Genomic DNA, 18,462 nt, shown 5'->3' with positions numbered 1-18,462 from the left:
GCGGGCGGCACCGGGGCGGCACCGCTGCGCTATCCTGGCGCCCATCACCCCCCTGACCGCTAGGAACACAAGTGAACGCCCAACAGAACCCCCACGTCGTCACCGTCAGACTCGCCACCGGACTCTCGGTGCTGTACATCGTCCTCGGTGCCCTCTTCCTCCTGCTGGCCCTGCTCGCCCTCCTCGTCGGCGCCGTCAGCTTCTACCTCGTCCTCGGCCCGCTCTTCCTGGTCATGGGCATCCTGACGCTCTCCAGGCCCTACTGCAGCTACGACACCGCGACCGGGGAGCTGGGCCTGTTCTCGCCCCTGGGCTTCCAGGTGCGCACCTACGGTGCCCCCAAGGGCGAGCGGATCTACTTCGACCCGGCGCAGGCCAAGGTCATGCGGGCGCTGCCGAACGGCGCGCAGAAGAAGGTCGGCATGTTCGGCGTGAACAAGAACGAGCTGGCCCGCCTGCTCTCGGTCCTGCCGCAGTACCAGGCCTGACGCGAACGGCGGGCGAGCGGCCCGCACCGACGAGGAGTTGAGCGGACATGGCGAACCGGGAGTTCCAGCCCCAGGTCTCGGCCTCCCCCGAGTCCCCGTACCCGGTGGTCACCGGGAAGCGGCCCGACCGGATCGGGCCGGGCGAGGGCGTCCTGGAGGTCGCGCTCCACTCGGCGGCGCGGGCCGAAGGCGAGGGCAGCGCCCGCGGCCGCGGCCCCGGGCCCGGCGAGGTGCTGCGGTACCCCGTGCCCGGCACCCCGGTGCTGCTGGTCGACGCGCGGCCCGTCGCGCAGGGGGTGGGGACGGTCTGGGTGCGGCTGCCGCCCGGGGCGCACCGCGTCTCGGTGCAGGCGGGGGGCTTCGCGGGATGGTGGACCGCCGACGTCGCCGCCGGGCGCGTCACCGCCCTGGAGGCGCACCCCGACCGGGCGTGGACGCCGGTCGCGGGCCTGCCGCTCGCGCCCGAGCGGTTCGCCGAGACGGTCCGGTACTGGACCATCGTGTGGTACCTCCCCGCGGCGTTCGCCGGGGCGCTGCTGCTGCTCGCCGTGCCCGGCTGCCTCCTGGGGGCGCTCGCCCCGGGCCTGCTCGGCACCGGTACCGGACGGACGGTCGGCTACGGCGTCTTCACCGCCCTCGCCCTCGCGCTGTTCGCGGTCATGGCCGTGCGGCACCTCGGTTCGATGCGGCTCACCAAACGGCACCTGCGCTTCCAGGCCGAGGCGGCCCGGATTCCGGTCCCGGGCGCGGTCCCGGCACGGCCCCTGGCCCTCCACGCCGACCGCATCGGACCGGTCGACCCCGGGACCGGCGGCCTGCTCCTGGACCTGACCTGGGAGGTCGTCTGGCAGCGGATCGAGGCGGACGCGGCGATCGACTGGCTGTGGATGCAGTACTCGGGCGAGCCCGGCCCGCTGGAGCGGCGCCCGTGGATGCCCCCGCCGACCGTCGCGATCGACGGCGCCGCGGTCGGACTCGACTGGGGCCGGTGGTGGATACCGCTGGCCGAGGGGGCGCACCGGATCGAAGTGTCGGTCCCGCGCTCGACGCCCGATCCGGAGGGGGACGGCGGAGGCCGACGCGCGACCTGGCAGGGCACGGTCGACGTCGCCCCCGGCTGGTACGTCCACGGCAGGCTCGACGCCCGCGTCGTCCAGCGCACCGGCGCCGACCGGGCGCGCTACCGAGCCACCGGGTTCGCGGCCGCGCTCGGGACGCACCTGGTCGAAGGCCGGCTGCCGGCGTTCCGCGGGCGCCGACTGGAGACCGAACCCCTTGACGGGCAGACTGATCCGCGAATGCGGCATAGCGTGACACCGAACACCGGATGAACATCTGCGGAAGCGTTGGACGCCTCACCTATAGTGTGACGCATGAGTGACACTCCACTTCAACGACCGTCGATCTTCGACGACCCGGAAGGATACCTACAGGACTTCCAGCGCCGAACCAGCGCGATGCGTGACAAGGCCCAAGACCTCCAGCAGGCCATGAGCGAGGCGAAGTCCACCGCCGTCTCCGACGAGGGCGAGGTCACCGTCACCGTCAACGTCTCCGGCGGGCTGGAAGACCTCCAGCTCGACCGCGAGGTCCGCCACCTGCACGCCGAGACGCTCCGGACGCTGATCCTCGACACCTACCGGCGTGCCGCGGAGCAGTCCGGCGAGCAGATGGACGCGGTCATGGAACGGGTCCTCGGCGCCGACGCCGAGACGATGAGCGTCTACCGCGACGCCCGACAGCGGTACGGAGGCTGAGCATGGCGGACGTGGAAGTCGAACCCGAGACCGTCGCCCAGCACGGGGCCAACTTCGCGAACGTCGTCGGCGGCGTCCTGGAGCAGTGCCAGGACGCGGCCGCGCAGACCGAGGGCGCCGGCCTCAACGAGAGCTACGGGCTGCTCATCAGCCCCCTCGCCTGGCCGGTGATGAGCGTGGTGACCGCGAACGCGAAGGACTCGCTCGCGGCGGCGAAGGCCTTCAACGACGCACTGAAGACGGCCCTGGAGGGCGTGTCGGCCTGCTACGCGGGCGTGGACCAGGCCGCGGCGGACGATTTCGACAAACTCGCGGAGGAACTCGGATGAGCGACAACCCCCTGGTCGTCGAGAACTCGGGCCCCAGCGTCGTCGGCGGCGGCCGCATCGTCGAGAGCCTGTACAACGTCGGCACCGACCTCTCGAAGGCCGGCAGCGAGGACTTCGACCCCATGTCCTTCGCCATCGACGGCGTCGTGGCCGGACTGGACGTCCTCGCGTTCGCGCTCAACCCGTTCAAAGAGCTCATCATGGCCGGGGTGGGCTTCATCATCGAGCACGTGAGCTTCCTGCGCGAGCCCCTGGAGTGGTTCACCGGCGACCCGAACGCGATCTCCGCGCTCACCCAGACCTGGTCGAACATCGCCGGGAGCCTCGACGGCGCGGCCGGTTCGATCCCGGACCTGCTGGCCGAGATCGAGCACTGGAAGGGCGAGGCGGCCGACGCCTACCGCGAGGTCGGGAACGGGTTCGCCGAGACGATCGCCTCGGCCGGCTCCGCCGCCCAGGCGGTGTCCTCGTGCTACATGGTCCTCGGCCTGCTCTGCTCGACGCTCAAGGCGATCGTCCTCGAGATCATCTGCGACTTCGTCTCACGCGCGATCATGATCGGCCTGGCGGCCCTCGCCAACGCGGCCTGGACCTTCGGCGGGTCGATCGGCACCGGCATCGCGATGACGATCACCAGCGCCTTCGAGGCGTCGGCGAAGATCGGCACGAAGGTCTCCAAGGGGCTCGCGCAGGTCGCGAAGGTGCTGGGGAAGATCAAGAACGCGGACAACGCGTTCGGCGCCATGGTCCGCAAGGTCTCGGAACTGGCCGACGAGATCGCCGGCGGCATGGCCAACCAGCTCAAGACGATCAACCTGCCGTTCGAGAAGCTCGCCGACCGGTTCCCGGTCCTCAACGGCAAGGCGTTCGACTTCGACTCCTCCACGTACCTGCCGCAGCCGTACGTCCCCGGCTACGGCCGGGTCGGCGGCCCGCAGGACGTCATGCCCGGGACCCGCGGCGCCTACGACGACGTCGCGGGCCTGTGGAACGGCCCGGGCTCGAACGGCACCGGCGTCGGCGACCTGGCCGAGCAGGCGGGCGGCCTCGGTGCGACGGGGCTGCGGGGCCTGCTCGGCGGCGGGAAGAACAACGACATCGCGGCCGAGGGCGGCGAGGGCGTCGAGGACGACACCCGCGACGACATCGACGGCAGGACCTGACCGGGACACCGCTCCGGCGGAGGACCGGACCGCGACGAGACTGGGCCCGGGCGCATATAGCGCCCGGGCCCGTTCTCGTCGGTCTACTTCGCCCCGAGGACGGTCTCCTCGCCCAGGGCGATCTGCTCGGGCAGGTCCACGGTCTCCCGCAGCTCCACGGGGCTGAGGAACAGGGCCGCGAGGAACCCGGCGACCGCGATGCAGGCCGAGATCATGAACAGGTGGCCGGTGGCGTCGCCGTAGGCGGCCCGCACGACCTCGGCGACCGGGCCGGGCATGGCCTCCAGGTCGAGGTCGCCGGCGCCGCCGCCCGCGCCCGCGTCGATGCCGAGGGCCGCCAGGCCGGAGGCGATCTTGTCGGCGACCTGGTTGGCCAGGACCGCGCCGAGGACCGAGACGCCGATCGTCCCGCCCAGCGAGCGGAAGAACGTGATCGCGCCCGAGGCCGCGCCGAGCTCGCGCAGCGGCACCGAGTTCTGGACGACCAGGACCAGGTTCTGCATGGACATGCCGACGCCGGTGCCGACGAGGAACATGCCGACGCCCATGAACACCAGCGACGTGGTGTGGTCGATGGTCGCGAGCATCCCGAAGCCGGCGGTGAGGACCAGCGTGCCCGTGAGGATGTACGGCTTGACCTTGCCCGACTGCGACACGAGGCGCCCGGCCACGGCCGAGGCGACCAGGACGCCGAACATCATCGGGATGGTCAGCAGGCCCGCCTCGGTCGGCGAGAAGCCGCGCGAGATCTGGAAGTACTGGCCGAGGAAGACCGCGCCGCCGAACATGGCCATGCCGACCGCGAGGCTCGCGACGACGGCCAGGGCCGGGTCGCGGCGCTTGATGACGTGCAGCGGGACGACGGGCTCGCGGACCTTGCTCTCGACCACGGTGGCCGCGCCGAGGAGGACGACCGAGCCGGCGACCATCGCGGCGCTCTGCCAGGAGATCCAGTCGAAGTCGTTGCCGACGAAGGTGACCCACAGGAGCAGGAGGCTGACGCCCGCGGCGATGAGGGTCGCGCCGACGTAGTCGACCTTGGTGTCGGGCTTCTTGGTCTCGGCCAGGTGCAGGGTGCGCGAGAGCATGAAGAAGGCGATCACGCAGATCGGGACGGCGAGGAAGAAGCACCACTCCCAGCCGAGCCAGTCGGTGTCGGTGATGGCGCCGCCGAGCAGCGGCCCGCCGACGGTCGAGACGGCCATGACGCCGCCGAGGTAGCCGTTGTAGCGGCCGCGCTCCTTGGGGCTGACCATGGCGCCGATGATGACCTGCACGAGCACCTGGAGGGCGCCCATGCCGAGGCCCTGGACGGCGCGGAGGGCGATGAGCTGCCCGGTGTTCTCCACTAGGCCGCACGCGAGCGAGGCGGCGGCGAAGATGACGATGGCGACCTGGAGCAGCCGCTTCTTGTCGAACAGGTCGGCGAGCTTGCCCCAGACGGGGGTCGAGGCGGTACTCGCGAGGAGCGTGGCGGTGACGACCCAGGTGTACTGCGACTGCGTCCCCTTGAGCGAGCCCACGATCTGCGGGAGGGCGACGGAGACGACCGTGGACGAGACCATCGCCGCGAAGAGGACCATGAGCAGCCCGGACAGGGCTCGCAGGACCTCGCGGTGGGTCATCGGTGCTGGCGGGGCGTCGGTTGCGGCGGTCAAGAGACGGCCTCCTATGGTGTTGCGGAGGAAGACCGGGGGGCACGGACGGCGGACCCGGCGGCCGGTGACGTGGTGGTGTTCGGGACGCGGTTGCAGTGAACGACGCGTCTCGTATTACACGCTAGCATTTAGTGAACGAATCGTTCACTATTGAAAGGAGTCTGGTGACCGAGTCCACAGCGGGGCGCCGACGCGGCGACGACCTCGAACGCGCGATCTTCGAGGCCGCCCTGGAGGAGCTCGCCGAGGTCGGCTACGCCAACCTCCGCATGGAGGCCGTGGCGGCGCGCGCCAAGGCCGGGAAGGCCTCGCTGTACAAGCGCTGGCCCGACCGGGCCCATCTGATCCGGGCCGCGGCCCGCTACAAGGCGACCGCGATCGACACCGCGTTCGAGCCCAGCGGCGCCGTCAGGGACGACATGGAGCGGGTCATGCGCCGCATCGCGGAGAACCAGAACGGGCCCGGGGGCGAGGTGCTGCGCGGCTGGGTGGGCGAACTGCGCCCCACCTCCGACGAGGAGGAGGCCGAGAAGGTCCGCGAGGCGATCGAGCAGCCCCGCATCCGCGTCTTCGCCAAGATCCTGGAAGCCGGTATCGCGAACGGCACCGTGCGGCCCGAGGCCCTCCATCCGCGCATCGTGAACCTCGCCCCGAGCATGCTGACCCAGCACTTCCTCATGAAGGGCCGCCCGGCCTCCGAATCGGTCATCGCCGAGATGCTCGACGAGATCGTCATGCCCTTGATCAGGGCCCGCGACTAGCGGATCCGGTCGGCCGCCGCCCGGATCGCGGCGATCTCCTCGGGCTCGGACCGGCGGACGACGGCCGCGATCTCGCAGAGGAACGCCCGCTCCTCGGGCGGGAACGCGGCGGCCACGGCCTCGGGGTCCTCCAGCAGGGTCCGGTAGATGTCCAGGCCCTCCGCGAAGAAGAGGTCCACGAACACCGGGCCGCCGCCGACGCGGCGCATGACGTTCCCGGGGTTGCGGTCGATCCCGCCCCAGAACGGCACCGCGAGCGCGGCCTCGGCATTCAGCCGCTCGGCCTCCGCGCGCACCGCGGCGACCGGGTCGGAGGGCTCGCCGGCTTCCCAGCGGGCGGTCAGCTCGTCCCGCACCGCGGCCTCGGCCGGGAGCAGCGCCTCCATCACCGTCAGCCGCCCGCCGCCGGGCAGCGGGGCGTCGAAGTCGATCCGGGGCAGCATCGGATGCCCGTCGAGGTTGCGGCACAGGGTGACGAAGATCCCGTAGGCGGGCTCGAACGCGCACACCCGGGCGACCCGGGTGCCGTCGGGGGAGCGCCACACGAAGGCCCAGTCGCCGATGCCGCAGACGTCCCACCCGTCGGCGAGCAGCGCGCCCGCCGCCTCGCGGTGGGTCAGGCCGCGCAGTTCGTCGAATTCCACACGCGGGAGCATACGGACCCGGCCCGCGGAGCGACACCGGTTTTCGGGGCGGGCCGTGATCTCGACGAGGTCGGACTGGGCGGCCATCACTTCCTCGATGTCCTTGTAGGCCGCGGGGATCTCGTCGACGACGCCCGCGTCCTTGCGGCACTCGACACCCTCGGTCTGGGCGATGAGGTCCTCGGCGGTGAAGCGCTTGCGCGCCGCGCTCCGGCTCATCTTCCGGCCCGCCCCGTGGGAGGCCGACTCGTAGGCGTCGGCGTTGCCGAGGCCCCGCACGATGAAGCTCGAGGCGCCCATCGACCCCGGAATGACCCCCATGTCCCCCAGCCCGGCGCGGATCGCGCCCTTCCGGGTGACCAGGAGCTCCTGGCCGTCATGGGTCTCCTCGGCCACGTAGTTGTGGTGCACGGAGATCTCGTCCTCGAAGCGGGCCTTGGGAAACCGCTTCTTCACCACTTGGCGCAGCAGCGCCATCATGACGGCCCGGTTGCGCCGGGCGTACTCCTGGGCCCAGAACAGGTCGCGCCGGTACGCCTCCATCTGGGGCGTGTCGGCGACGAACACCGCGAGGTCGGGATCCGGCAGGTCGGCGTTGTGCGGCAGGCCCTTGGCCTTCTCGATGTGGTGCTGGGCCAGGGCGTTGCCGACGTAGCGGGAACCGGAGTGCAGCATGAGCCAGACCTGTCCATCGTCAGATAGACATATCTCGATGAAGTGGTTGCCGCCGCCCAGGGTGCCGAGCTGCTTCATCGCCTTCGCCTCGGTGCGGCGGGCCACCTGGGGAGCGAGGCCGTCGAAGCCGGACCAGAACCCGTGCCAGCCGTGCAGGCCGGTCTTGAGGTGCCCCGTGTCGACCGAGCTCTTGTGCATCGCCTGGCCCGCCGGGATCGCGGCCTCGATCGCCGAGCGGAGCCGCCCGAGATCGTCGGGCAGGTCCTCGGCGGTCAGGGAGGTCCGCTGCGCGGTCATGCCGCAGCCGATGTCGACGCCGACCGCGGCGGGCGACACCGCGCCGCGCATGGCGATGACCGAGCCGACCGTGGCGCCGATGCCGTAATGCACGTCGGGCATGACGGCCACACCGTGGACCCAGGGCAGCCTGGCGATGTTGCCCAGCTGACCGCGGGCCTGCGGTTCGACCGAGTCGACGTCGCCCCACAGGCGGATCGGAGCCGCGCCTGACTTGAGGTCGGTGAAGGACATTGGGGGCTCCTTCCGGAGGGAACATTGTGGACAACCGGCCGAGTTGCGGTGTCAATGTTCCTATGGCCGAGGGGCGGTCATCAACACATTTAAAGCCGGGTCCGCGTCGAACGCCGGCGGGCCGGCGGCGCCGTCCGCCCGCAACCGGCCCGGCGGGACGGGAGGACGGGTTACGGTGGTCGGGACATGGAATGGCGCGGTCCTCCAGCGGCGGATCGCGCACGGAGACCGGAAGGACTGGTCATGGCAGCACCCGACCGCGACGCCGTCGCCGGGCAGTGGCGCAAGGTCATCGCCGGCGAGACCACCCGCGAGGAGGCCCACGCCTGGGCGCGCCCCTGGGTCGAGGAGCGCGACGGCGAGATCGGCGACCCCGTGGTCCGCTCGGCCCTGCTGCACCTGCACGGCGTGGACCTGGTGCGGGCCGAACCGGGCGGCACCTCGCTGCGCCACGGCGGCCGCGGCACCTACGTCCACTCCGTGGAGGCGCTCCAGGAGGCGTTCGACAAGTGGCGGGCCAAGGCCCGGTAGCCGCGGCTACTGGAGGGCCTCGACCAGGAGGTCGGCGAGGGCCTTGGCGTACTCGCCGTCGGGGTCGTAGTCGGGGTCGAAGACCGTGAGGTCCATGCCCGCGCAGCGGTCGTCCGCGGCGCAGGTCGTCACGATCTGGCTCAGCTCCCCCAGCGAGATGCCGCCCGGGGCCGGGCCGTCGACCGCGGGCATCACCGAGGGGTCGAGCACGTCCACGTCCACGTGGAGCCAGAACGTCGCCACCTCGCCGACCGCGTCCAGGGCCCACTCGGCGCTGCGGCCCACGCCGCCCGCGCGCAGGGCCGGGACGGTCCGCACCGCGATCCCGGTGGCCTCCAGCTCGACCCGGTGCGGGTCGTCGGAGCGCAGCCCGAGCATCACGAGATGATCGATGTCCACATAGGGCCGCAGGCCGCCGATGTCGGTCAGGTCGGGCTGGCCGCGGCCGGTCGCCAGCGCGAGCTCCTCGGCGGCGGCCGCGCCGACGTACTGGGAGTTCCCGGGGTGGCGGAAGTCGGAGTGGGCGTCGATGAAGACCAGGCCGCGGGGCTGGCGGTCGCGTTCGGTGCGGCGCCGGGCCGCGAGGGCCGGGCCCAGGAGGACCGAGCAGTCGCCGCCGAGGACGAGCGGGAAGCGCCGCTCCTGCCAGAGCCGCTCGACCCGGTCGGCGAGGCGGCGGGTGTACTCGGCGATGGCCTCGGCCTGGCCGACGCCGTCGCCGGGGCGCCAGGGGGAGGCGTCGAAGCGCGGGGGCGTGAGGCAGCCGGCGTCGACGGCGTTGAGGCGCGAGAGCAGCCGGTGGTCGCGCAGGGCGCCGGGGGCCTTGGCGCAGCCGGGGACGGTGTGGGGGGTGGGCGGGCGCAGCCCCAGGTTGGAGGGCGCGTCGAGCACCGCTATGCGCCTCGATCGAGTCGCTGGCAACGCTCACCTCCCCACCCCGGACCGGCCACGCTAGCTTGACACAGCGAACCGCCCCCGCACCAGGAGTCGAACGCGGATCTCACTGTTCGAATGTACGGCCGGTCCGGGACCGCCGCGACCCTCCGAACGGACGAACCTCCACGTCACCGGGGGACGTGGAGGTTCGATCAGGTTGCGGCCCTTGGTCAGAACAGGACGGAGCTGAGCTTGCGGCGGGCCTTGGCGACGGCGGGGTCGTCGACGCCGGCGACGGTGAACAGCTCGACGAGGCGCTTGCGGACGCGCTCGCGGTCGTCGCCGAAGTTCTTGGCCACCAGCGCGATGAGCCGGTCGTAGGCGGCCTCGGCCTGCCCCGACAGGAGCTGGAGGTCGGCGGCGGCGAGCGCGGCGTCGATGTCGTCGGGGGCCGCGTCGCTGATGGCGACGGCGTTGTCGGGGAGGGCCCCGACGCGGCGCAGCATGCGCACCTGGGCGATCCCGGCCTCGGCCTCACCGGAGGCGGGGTGGTTCTTGAGGTACTTGTCGTAGGCGGCCTCGGCCGCGTCGAGGTCGCCGTCGACCATGAGGTTCTCGGCGGCGGCGAGCTCGGGGTCGACCGGCTGCGGGACGTCGAGCCCGGCGGCCTGGGTGACGCGGCCGATCCACTGGCGCAGGCCCTGCTCGGTCTGCGGGCCCTGGAGCAGGTCGAGCGGGCGGCCCTGGGAGAGCGCGACGGCGGCGGGGAGGGCCTGGAGCTGGAGGGCGGCGGCGAGCTGCTGGTTCTGGAGGACGTCGGCCTTGGCGAGGACCCACGCGCCGTTCGCCTCGGCGGCGAGCCGCTGGAGGAGGTCGCGGACCTGGAGGCTCTCGGGGACCTGATCGGCCCAGAAGGCGACGATGACGAGCGCGTCGAGGGAGCGCTCGAGCACCTCGCTCTGGACGGTCGCGTCGGTGACGTCGATGGCGAGGACGCCGCCGGGCGCGCCGTGCTGGTGCGGCTGTCCCATCTGGCCCTGCGCGGCCTGCTGCTGCGCGGCGGCGGCGAGGGTGCTGAGGTCGACGCCTCCGGAGAATCGTGACGGTACCTGGTCGCTCATGGTGGTGATTGTTCCATTCTCATCGTGGATCGGCGCCGGGGGCCGGGCGCGATGTGGGCCGCCCGGCCCGGTCAGCGGCGCCCGGCGGCCTCGTCGCGGCCCTGGCAGGCGAGCTTGTCGGCGCGTTCGTTGCCGGGGTCGCCGGCGTGGCCCTTGACCCAGCGCCATTCGACCCGGTGGCGGGCGGCGGCCTCGTCGAGGCGCCGCCACAGGTCGGCGTTCTTGACCGGCTCCTTCTTGGCGTTGATCCAGCCGTTGCGCTTCCAGCCGTGCATCCAGGTCATGATGCCGTTGCGGACGTAGGAGGAGTCGGTGTACAGGACGATCGCCATGGGGCGCTTGAGGGTCTCGAGGGCCTGGATGGCGGCCATGAGCTCCATGCGGTTGTTGGTGGTGGCCTTCTCGGCCCCGTAGAGCTCCTTCTCGTGGTCGCCCCATTTGAAGTAGACGCCCCACCCGCCGGGTCCGGGGTTGCCGGAGCAGGCCCCGTCGGTGTAGATGACGGCGGTGTCCTCGTTGTCGTCCGGTTTCGGCATGACCGCCAGCTTAGTCCGCGAGCGCCGTCACGGCCTCGACCCCCAGGAGGACGCCGATGACGAGGAAGAGCCCGGCGGAGACGTAGCGGACGACCTTCTCGGGGACGCGCTTGGCGACCCAGGCGCCGGCGAAGACGGCGAGGAGGTCGGCGGCGAGCATCCCGGCGGTGCCGCCGAGCCACACGCCCCACGGGTTGTAGCTGGAGCCCATGCCCATGGCGATGAGCATGGTCTTGTCGCCGAACTCGGCGAGGAACATGGCGGTGACGACGGTGAGGAGGCCGGAGCGGCGCTCCTTGACGGCGTGGCCGTCGTCGTCCTCGTCGGCGCCCGCGCGCAGGCCCCAGAGGCCGAAGCCGATGAACATGACGGCGGCGGCGAGACGGATCCAGTCGGTGGGCAGGAGGTTGCCGACGGCGGCGCCGACGCCGACGGAGAGGCCGATGAGGGCCCCGATGGCGATGACGAGCCCGAGGACGACGGTGCGGAGCCGGTACCTGGTGGCGAACGTGAGGGCCATGAGCTGGCTCTTGTCGCCGAGCTCGCCGACGAAGATCGCGCCGAAGCTGATGGCGGCGGCGACGAAGAAGACTTCCATTGCGGGTGTTCCTCCCGATGACAGGGCCGGGAGGAGGGTAGGCAGGACCTCGACCCGGCCGCACGGCCTTGGTCGAAGGTCTCGCTCGCCCCGGGGACCGAGGCCGTGCGGCCGGGCCCCCGAGGGGGCCAGTGTGTCGACCGCAGCGTTGGGAGCTACTCCCCTTCTGCGCTGGCAACTATACGTGAGGCCGCAGGGGCGGCGGCGGGTGCGGGGCGTGACGCGCGCCGCTTGATCGGTCGGCGGCAGCGCGGCGGCGCTCGACGCGATCGCGGGGCGGGCGGCTCCGGTCGGGCTGCTCTGTCCGGGCGCCGCTCCGGTCGCGGCAGGCCCGCCCGCCGCGGCCGGAGCGTCATTCGGCGAGCGCGGGCGCTTGCTCCTCGGCGGCCTCGGGGCGGTGCAGGAGGGCGCGCATCGCGGCGGGGCCCGCGAAGACGATGAACGCGGCGAGGGCGGCGGGGACCATGAGGCCGATGGTCAGGCTCGTCCCTTCGGCGAGGTAGCCGATGGCGGCGGGGCCGGCCAGGAGGCCGGCGGAGCCGGACATGGAGATGAGGGCGATGTTCGAGGGCGATCCGCCGGCCTGGCCGATGGCGCTGAACAGGACCGGGACCATCACGGCGATCCCTGAGCCCGCGAGGGCCCAGCCGGTCCAGGCGAGGGGGAGGCCGCCGGCGGCGCCCGAGACGAGGACGAGGGCGTAGCCGGCGGCGGCCGCCGCGCCGGCCCACAGGAGGGTGCGGCCGGGGCCGAGCTTGGCGCGGACGGGGTCGCCCAGGAGGCGGAAGACCGTCATGGCGCAGGCGAACAGGGTGTAGGAGAGGGGCGCGAGGGCGTCGTCGGCGTCGAGGACGTTGGCGGCGTGGAGGTTCGCCCAGTCGATCGCGCCGGACTCGATGAGGTGGCCGCCGAGGCCGAGCAGGAACATCGCGCCCAGGAGCACCGCGCCGATCCTGGCGGCGGGGGCGCCGCCGCTGCCGCCGGTGGCGTCTCGACCCGGGGGCGGCAGCAGCGGACGGGTGAAGACCGCCATCGCGGCGGTGCTGAGCACGGCCGCGGCGATGAGGATGGCCTGGTTGCCGAGGCCCAGGCCCAGGGCGAGGGAGGTGCCGACCCCGGCGGCGGCGCCGCCGAGGCTCCAGAGGCCGTGGAAGGCCGAGATGATGGGGCGTCCGTAGCGGCGTTCGAGTTCGACGGAGTGGGCGTTGAGGCCGACCTCCACGAAGCCGACGCCGACGCCGTAGAGGGCGGCGCAGGCGAGGAGGGCCGGGTAGCCGGGGGCGATCGCGGGGGCGATGAGGACCAGCTGCGAGGCCGGTCCGGTCCAGATCAGGAGCCTGCGGGTGGTGACGCGGTCGGCGATGCGCCCGGCGACGGCCATGGTGGCGAGGCCGACGAGCTGGATGAGCAGGAGGGCGGTGCCGAGCCTCGCCTCGCCGAGGCCGAGGCGGTCGTCGACGCCGGGGAGGGAGGCGGCCCAGGCGCCCATGACGAAGCCGGAGGTGGCGAACGCGCCGTGGAGGCCGATGCGGGCGCGGCGCAGCGTGAGCGGGTCGGGGGTCATCGTGTCCTCGCGGGTGTCCGGGTGCGGTCGCGACCGGAGGTCGCCTGATTTTGTTCTCGATGGGAACATAACAAGGGCGAGCAGCGGCCGTCAAGGGTTATGTTCCTGTCATGCACAAAAATGTGGCGGCTGGCATAATCCGTTCATGCCGCAGACGATGACCAGCGCCGATCTCCGCACCCGCAACCAGGTCCGGCTGCTGCGCGCCGTGCACGACGCGGTCGAGCCGTTCACCAGGGCCGAGGCCGCCCGGCTGCTGGGCATCGGCCGGAACACGGCGGCCGCCCTGGTCGGCGAGCTGGAGCGGGCCCGGCTGCTCCACGAGGTCCCGGCCGAGCCGGGCGGGCGGGGGCGGCCGACGACGCTGCTGGTCCCCCATCCCGAAGGACCGGTGGCGTTCGCGGTCGACCTCCGGGAGGACACGTGGACGCTCGCGTCGGCCGGGTTGGGGGGCGGGGCGACCGAGCTGGAGAGCGGGGAGCACGACCGGACCCCGGCGGTCTTCGCCGAGATCCGGGAGGCCGTCGCGAGGCACGGGGGCGAGCGCCTGGCCGTGCTCGGCTTGGCCACGTCGGGGCCGATCCGCGACGGGCACCGGCTGCACGTCTCGCACCTGGGCTGGGACGAGGTGGAGCTCGACGACCTGATCGGCGCGGACTGGCCGCGGACGGTGGTCGACAACGACGCGCGCCTGGCCGGGCTCGCCGAGGCGCGGCGCGGCGCGCTGCGCGGCACGGGGACCGCGATGCACTTCCACATCGACTTCGACATCGGCGGGACGCTGCTGCTGGGCGGCGACGCGCAGCGGGGCGCGCACCGCATCGCCGGGGAGTTCGGGCACATGCCGCTGACCGGGTCGCCGCTGGCGTGCATGTGCGGGGTGCGCGGGTGCTGGAGCCTCGATGTGGGCGCGAACGCGCTGGTGCGGCGCTTCGGCGGGACGCCGGGGCACGGCGCGGGCCGGGAGCTGGCGCAGGAGGTGCTGCGGCGGGCCGAGGCGGGCGACGCGGAGGCGGGCGCGGCGCTGGACGAGAACGCGGCCGCGCTCGGGCGGGGCCTGGGGGCGCTGGCGAACGCGCTCGACCCGGAGGCGATCAGCCTGTCGGGGCTGGGGGTCGAGCTGATCCGGTTGCGCCGCGAGGTGATCGAGGCGCACTGCGCCGAGGGGCTGATGGCGTTCAGGCGGGACGAGCCGCCGCGGATCACGGCGGGGACGGTGGGCGCGGCGGGGCCGCTGACGGGTGCGGCGGAGATCGCCTGGGACGTGATCCTGAGCCCCGAGTGGGTGCGGGAGCGGCTGTGAGGGGCCCGATCGCGAGACGCGGCGGTGCCGATCGAACACTTGTGGTTCCGGTTGAGCCCTACGAGCGTGAGCATGTAAAGGGTAGAGCTTAGAGCCGTCCCGAACCCCCACCCTCCTGTCAGTGTTGAGGAGCATCAGTCGAAGCCGTCGGCTGGTGCAGCGGGCAGGGTCTGACCTACGACCCTTCTGGCCTCTTCGGGGTGCCTTGCTCTGGACCTGTCGGCCCTGCCCGTCCTTGCAGACAAGGAAAAGGGACACCGCGCCGGTGGCCTGACCTGATAGAAACCTGGCGCCACAGTGCAAAGCCGTTGCCCCATGACAGGAATGTCGACCCCGGCGCGATGCCCCGATACACCAAGCGTATCGGAGGAATCTGGTCATGTCACCGCGCAAGCACCCCGCCCCTACCAGCCCCACCGGCCTGGTGGTCGGGGTCGACACCCATAAACACCAGCACGTCGCCGCCGCAGTACACCCGGCCCAGGGCCTGGTCGCCACCACCGTCTTCGGCAACGACGCCCCCGGCCACGCGGCCCTAGCCGCATGGGCCGCCGCGCTCGGCCCGGTGACCTGCTTCGGCATCGAGGGCACCGGCTCCTGGGGCAAAACCCTCACCGCTCACCTGACCGAACTCGGCGCCCGGGTCGTCGAGGCCGGCACCAGCCTCCCCGGCGACCGCCGCACCCGCGGCAAGTCCGATCCCCTCGACGCCGAGAACGCCGCCCGCGCCGTCCTCGACGGCCGCGCCACCGCGACCCCCAAGACCGCTGACGGCCCCGCCGAAGGCCTCCGGGCACTGTCGATCGCCCGCGACGGCGCGGTCAAAGACCGCACCGAAGCGGCCAACACCATCAACATGCTCCTCGCCGAGGACCCCGACCTCACGAAAGCCTGCAAAGGAAAGGGCCCCAAAGGACTCGCGCAGCACCTGGCCCACCTGCGCCCCGGCGACGCGGCCGACCCGGCCCAGGCCCGCCGCCTCGCCCTCAAATCGATCGCTCGCCGCTGGCTCGCCCTCGACCACGAGGCCGCCGGCCTCGAAGCCCGGATCAAGGACCTGACCGCCCAGGCCGCCCCCGACCTGCTCGGCGCCTTCGGCATCGGCCACCTGACCGCCGCGACCATCCTGGCCGCCGCCGGCGACAACCCCGACCGGATCCGGACCGAAGCCGCCTTCGCAAAACCCGCCGGAGCCTGCCCACTCCCGACCGGATCGGGACAGACCGCGGGCCGCCACCGCCTCAACCGAGGCGGCAACCGCCAACTCAACCGCGCGCTCTACACCATCGCCCTCACCCGAATGGCACACCACGCCCGCACCAAACAATTCGTCGCCGAACGCCTCGCCAGGGGAAAGACCAAGAAGGAAACCATCCGCATCCTCAAACGCCACATCGCTCGCGAGATCTACCGACTCCTCAAAACCACCAGCAAACCCGCCACCGCCACCACTTGACAGACATAGAAACGTCCCGGGGACCGAAGTCTGGGGCGAGCATGGCATCCGGGTCCGACGAGAATCGCGGCCCGCGAGCGGGAACCGACCGGAATTCGCCCGGTCGGGGGAGCCGATGCGGCGGTCGCTCGCGTCCGGCCGGCGCCGCCGCGCACCGCGGACAGGGGCGGCCGCGGGTGAGCGGCGCGCCGCGAACGCGAGGGGCACGGCCGGAGGGCCGCCCGCCGCGGTGCGGCGGGCGGCCCTCCCGGACGCTGCGTCAGATCCCGCCCTCGAGGTGGTGGTAGACCTGGTTCCAGCGCAGCTCCTGCTTGAACTCGCGGGCGCTGGTGCGCTCGCCGATCACCACCAGCTCGATGCCGGCGATCTCCGCGAAGTCCTCCATCACCTCGCGCCCGAACGCCTGCGTGAACGACGTGTGGTGCGGCCCGCCCGCCGTCAGCCAGGCCTCGGCCGAGGTCTGGAGGTCCGGGCGCGGCTCCCACACGGCCCGCGCCACCGGCAGGTTCGGCAGGTCCTGCTCCGGCTCGACCGCGTCGACCTCGTTGGCCACCAGGCGCAGCCGGGTGCCCAGGTCGAGCAGACCGACCATGATCGCCGGGCCGGGCGGCGCGGTGAAGACCAGGCGCACCGGGTCCTCCTTGCCGCCGATCCCCAGCGGGTGGATCTCCGCGGTCGGCTTCTCGGCCGCGATCGTCGGGCACACCTCGAGCATGTGCGCGCCCAGGATCTGCGGCGACTCCGCGCCCAGGTTGTACGTGTAGTCCTCCATGAAGGACGTGCCGCCCGGAAGGCCCTGGGCCATGACCTTCATGAGGCGCACGAGCACGGCGGTCTTCCAGTCGCCCTCGCCGCCGAAGCCGTACCCGTCGGCCATGAGCCGCTGCACCGCGATGCCCGGCAGCTGCTTCAGCGCGCCGAGGTCCTCGAAGGTGTCGGTGAACGCCTTCGCGCCGTGCTCCTCCAGGATCGACCGCAGGCCCAGCTCGATGCGGGCCGCGTCGCGCAGCGACTCGTGCCGCGCGCCGCCCGCCCGCAGCTCGGGCGCCACGTCGTAGGCGGCCTCGTACTCGGCGGCCAGGCCGTCGACGGCCTTGTCCTCGATCTGGGCGACGCGCTCGGCGAGCTCGTTGACGCCGTAGGTGTTCACCTCGACGCCGAGGCGGATCTGCGCCTCGACCTTGTCGCCCTCGGTCACGCCCACGTACCGCATGTTGTCGCCGAAGCGCACCAGTTTGAGGTTCTGGACCTCGTTCCAGCCCAAGGCGGCCCGCGCCCAGTTGCCGACGCGCTCCTGGACCTTCGGGTCGGCCCAGTGGCCCACCACGGTCTTGCGGCGGTGGCGCAGGCGCGTGAGCATGTACCCGAACTCGCGGTCGCCGTGGGCGGCCTGGTTCAGGTTCATGAAGTCCATGTCGATGTCGGCCCACGGCAGGTCGCGGTTGTGCTGGGTGTGCAGGTGCAGCAGGGGCTTCTGGAGGACCCCGAGCCCGGCGATCCACATCTTCGAGGGCGAGAACGTGTGCATCCAGGCGATCACGCCGATGCACTCCTCGGCCGCGTTGGCCTCCAGCAGCACCCGCTTGATCTCCTCGGGCGTGGTGAGCACCGGCTTGGCGACCACCTTGACCGGGACCGAGGCGGCCCCGTCGAGCCCGGCGACGATGTCGGCCGAGTTCTGGGCGACCTGCTCGATGGCCTCGGGCCCGTACAGGTGCTGGCTGCCGGTGACGAACCACAGTTCTTTGGTTTCCATTGCTGTTACTGCTCCTTGGAGGACGGCTGCTGGCCGTAGACGTTCTGGTAGCGGTCGTAGAGGCTGTCGATGTGCTCCCGGGCGATCGGGACCGGCTCGCCCAGCTGGCGCGAGAGGTGGACGGTGCGCGCCACGTCCTCGGCCATCACGGCGGCCTTCACGGCGGCCCTGGGGTCCTTGCCGATGGTGAACACGCCGTGGTTCTGCATGATGACCGCCGGGGAGCGGTGTCCGGCGAGCGTGTCCACGATGCCCTTGCCGATCGCGTCGGAGCCGATGAGCGCGAACGGGCCCAGCGGGATCTCGCCGCCGAACTCGTCGGCCATCGCCGTGAGCACGCACGGGATCGGCTCGGCGCGCGCGGCCCACGCGGTGGCGTACGGGCTGTGCGTGTGCACCACGCCGCCGACCTCGGGCATCCGCTGGTAGACGACGTTGTGGCTCTCGGCGTCCGAGGAGGGGGCCAGGTCGCCGGCGAGGACCTCGCCCTCGAGGTCGGTCACGACCATGAGGTCGGGGGTGAGGTCGTCGTAGGACACGCCCGAGGGCTTGATGACGATCAGGTCGGTGCCCGGGACGCGGCCCGAGACGTTGCCGCTGGTCCAGGTCACCAGGCCCCAGCGGAGCAGTTCGGCGTGGAGCGCGCAGACCCGCTCCTTCATCTCCTCGACGGCGGGCGTGGTCGTGAAGGTCATCGGTGTGCTCCTGTTCGGGG

General features: G+C 72.3%; 17 protein-coding genes and 1 pseudogene. 9 read left to right on the top strand and 9 right to left on the bottom strand.

Annotation, left to right across the window (positions count from 1 at the left end):
- Positions 1-71: 71 nt before the first annotated feature.
- From LO763_RS13215 to LO763_RS13195, 5 genes are read left to right on the top strand one after another with little or no spacing between them, the layout of a single operon-like run.
- Entirely contained in the window at positions 72-488 is a 417-nt protein-coding gene (locus tag LO763_RS13215) for a hypothetical protein (RefSeq protein ID WP_230602809.1), read from the top strand.
- A gap of 47 nt (positions 489-535) precedes the next feature.
- Positions 536-1,819 (top strand): hypothetical protein, encoded by a 1,284-nt coding sequence (locus tag LO763_RS13210; RefSeq protein WP_230602807.1) that lies wholly within the window; start codon positions 536-538, stop codon positions 1,817-1,819.
- 42 nt (positions 1,820-1,861) lie between these two features.
- On the top strand, positions 1,862-2,245 hold the full coding sequence (locus LO763_RS13205) for a YbaB/EbfC family nucleoid-associated protein (protein WP_230602805.1): 384 nt from the start codon (positions 1,862-1,864) through the stop codon (positions 2,243-2,245).
- Between the two features lie 2 nt (positions 2,246-2,247).
- A complete protein-coding gene (locus tag LO763_RS13200; protein WP_230602803.1) occupies positions 2,248-2,574 on the top strand; it encodes a type VII secretion target in 327 nt (108 codons plus the stop codon).
- Entirely contained in the window at positions 2,571-3,737 is a 1,167-nt protein-coding gene (locus LO763_RS13195; protein ID WP_230602801.1) for a WXG100 family type VII secretion target, read from the top strand. The genes LO763_RS13200 and LO763_RS13195 overlap by 4 nt, the downstream gene beginning before the upstream one ends.
- A gap of 83 nt (positions 3,738-3,820) precedes the next feature.
- Here LO763_RS13195 and LO763_RS13190 read toward each other — a convergent pair whose 3' ends face one another.
- Positions 3,821-5,362 carry an MDR family MFS transporter gene (locus tag LO763_RS13190; protein ID WP_439650293.1) on the bottom strand — a complete coding sequence of 514 codons (1,542 nt, stop codon included), beginning with the start codon at positions 5,360-5,362 and terminating at the stop codon, positions 3,821-3,823.
- Positions 5,363-5,559: 197 nt separating this feature from the next.
- On the opposite strand from LO763_RS13190, the gene LO763_RS13185 reads away from it, so the two are divergent.
- Positions 5,560-6,156: a TetR/AcrR family transcriptional regulator gene (locus LO763_RS13185; RefSeq protein WP_230602797.1), complete on the top strand. Its 597-nt coding sequence runs from the start codon at positions 5,560-5,562 to the stop codon at positions 6,154-6,156.
- Positions 6,157-6,851: 695 nt separating this feature from the next.
- Here LO763_RS13185 and LO763_RS29830 read toward each other — a convergent pair.
- A pseudogene (locus LO763_RS29830) lies at positions 6,852-8,006 on the bottom strand (RtcB family protein); the annotation flags it as partial.
- A 243-nt stretch (positions 8,007-8,249) separates the two neighbouring features.
- Between LO763_RS29830 and LO763_RS13175 the strand changes: the two are divergent.
- A complete protein-coding gene (locus LO763_RS13175; RefSeq protein ID WP_230602793.1) occupies positions 8,250-8,537 on the top strand; it encodes a YxzC family protein in 288 nt (95 codons plus the stop codon).
- Between the two features lie 6 nt (positions 8,538-8,543).
- Here LO763_RS13175 and LO763_RS13170 read toward each other — a convergent pair whose 3' ends face one another.
- From LO763_RS13170 to LO763_RS13150, 5 genes are all read right to left on the bottom strand, one after another.
- Entirely contained in the window at positions 8,544-9,458 is a 915-nt protein-coding gene (locus tag LO763_RS13170; RefSeq protein ID WP_230602792.1) for an arginase family protein, read from the bottom strand.
- Positions 9,459-9,643: 185 nt separating this feature from the next.
- Positions 9,644-10,534 (bottom strand): co-chaperone YbbN, encoded by an 891-nt coding sequence (locus LO763_RS13165; protein WP_230602790.1) that lies wholly within the window; start codon positions 10,532-10,534, stop codon positions 9,644-9,646.
- Between the two features lie 71 nt (positions 10,535-10,605).
- The gene (rnhA, locus tag LO763_RS13160) at positions 10,606-11,070 is read right to left on the bottom strand and encodes a ribonuclease HI (protein WP_230602788.1); all 465 of its coding nucleotides are present in this window, start codon (positions 11,068-11,070) and stop codon (positions 10,606-10,608) included.
- A 10-nt stretch (positions 11,071-11,080) separates the two neighbouring features.
- On the bottom strand, positions 11,081-11,668 hold the full coding sequence (locus tag LO763_RS13155) for a TMEM165/GDT1 family protein (RefSeq protein WP_230602786.1): 588 nt from the start codon (positions 11,666-11,668) through the stop codon (positions 11,081-11,083).
- Positions 11,669-12,020: 352 nt separating this feature from the next.
- Positions 12,021-13,232, bottom strand: coding sequence for an MFS transporter (locus LO763_RS13150; RefSeq protein WP_230602784.1), 1,212 nt, complete (start codon positions 13,230-13,232; stop codon positions 12,021-12,023).
- A 145-nt stretch (positions 13,233-13,377) separates the two neighbouring features.
- Here LO763_RS13150 and LO763_RS13145 point away from each other — a divergent pair, with 145 nt between their 5' ends.
- Together LO763_RS13145 and LO763_RS13140 are read left to right on the top strand one after the other, a co-directional pair.
- The gene (locus tag LO763_RS13145) at positions 13,378-14,535 is read left to right on the top strand and encodes an ROK family transcriptional regulator (protein WP_230602781.1); all 1,158 of its coding nucleotides are present in this window, start codon (positions 13,378-13,380) and stop codon (positions 14,533-14,535) included.
- 379 nt (positions 14,536-14,914) lie between these two features.
- Positions 14,915-15,991, top strand: a complete 1,077-nt coding sequence (locus LO763_RS13140) for an IS110 family RNA-guided transposase (protein ID WP_230602779.1) — start codon at positions 14,915-14,917, stop codon at positions 15,989-15,991.
- Positions 15,992-16,250: 259 nt separating this feature from the next.
- Here LO763_RS13140 and araA read toward each other — a convergent pair whose 3' ends face one another.
- Together araA and LO763_RS13130 are read right to left on the bottom strand one after the other, a co-directional pair.
- On the bottom strand, positions 16,251-17,747 hold the full coding sequence (gene araA / locus LO763_RS13135; protein WP_230602777.1) for an L-arabinose isomerase: 1,497 nt from the start codon (positions 17,745-17,747) through the stop codon (positions 16,251-16,253).
- A 5-nt stretch (positions 17,748-17,752) separates the two neighbouring features.
- Positions 17,753-18,442 (bottom strand): L-ribulose-5-phosphate 4-epimerase, encoded by a 690-nt coding sequence (locus LO763_RS13130; RefSeq protein WP_230602775.1) that lies wholly within the window; start codon positions 18,440-18,442, stop codon positions 17,753-17,755.
- Between the last annotated feature and the right edge of the window lie 20 nt (positions 18,443-18,462).

Source organism: Glycomyces amatae (genome assembly GCF_020991375.1).
GTDB lineage: Bacteria > Actinomycetota > Actinomycetes > Mycobacteriales > Micromonosporaceae > Glycomyces > Glycomyces amatae.
This window is presented reverse-complemented; position numbering and strand designations above follow the sequence as displayed.

Coding starts and splice junctions, on each gene's coding strand:
- LO763_RS13210 (WP_230602807.1), top strand. CDS start 536: ATGGCGAACCGGGAGTTCCAGCCCCAGGTCTCGGCCTCCCCCGAGTCC.
- LO763_RS13205 (WP_230602805.1), top strand. CDS start 1,862: ATGAGTGACACTCCACTTCAACGACCGTCGATCTTCGACGACCCGGAA.
- LO763_RS13200 (WP_230602803.1), top strand. CDS start 2,248: ATGGCGGACGTGGAAGTCGAACCCGAGACCGTCGCCCAGCACGGGGCC.
- LO763_RS13195 (WP_230602801.1), top strand. CDS start 2,571: ATGAGCGACAACCCCCTGGTCGTCGAGAACTCGGGCCCCAGCGTCGTC.
- LO763_RS13190 (WP_439650293.1), bottom strand. CDS start 5,362: ATGACCCACCGCGAGGTCCTGCGAGCCCTGTCCGGGCTGCTCATGGTC.
- LO763_RS13175 (WP_230602793.1), top strand. CDS start 8,250: ATGGCAGCACCCGACCGCGACGCCGTCGCCGGGCAGTGGCGCAAGGTC.
- LO763_RS13165 (WP_230602790.1), bottom strand. CDS start 10,534: ATGAGCGACCAGGTACCGTCACGATTCTCCGGAGGCGTCGACCTCAGC.
- rnhA (WP_230602788.1), bottom strand. CDS start 11,070: ATGCCGAAACCGGACGACAACGAGGACACCGCCGTCATCTACACCGAC.
- LO763_RS13155 (WP_230602786.1), bottom strand. CDS start 11,668: ATGGAAGTCTTCTTCGTCGCCGCCGCCATCAGCTTCGGCGCGATCTTC.
- LO763_RS13150 (WP_230602784.1), bottom strand. CDS start 13,232: ATGACCCCCGACCCGCTCACGCTGCGCCGCGCCCGCATCGGCCTCCAC.
- LO763_RS13145 (WP_230602781.1), top strand. CDS start 13,378: ATGCCGCAGACGATGACCAGCGCCGATCTCCGCACCCGCAACCAGGTC.
- LO763_RS13140 (WP_230602779.1), top strand. CDS start 14,915: ATGTCACCGCGCAAGCACCCCGCCCCTACCAGCCCCACCGGCCTGGTG.
- araA (WP_230602777.1), bottom strand. CDS start 17,747: ATGGAAACCAAAGAACTGTGGTTCGTCACCGGCAGCCAGCACCTGTAC.
- LO763_RS13130 (WP_230602775.1), bottom strand. CDS start 18,442: ATGACCTTCACGACCACGCCCGCCGTCGAGGAGATGAAGGAGCGGGTC.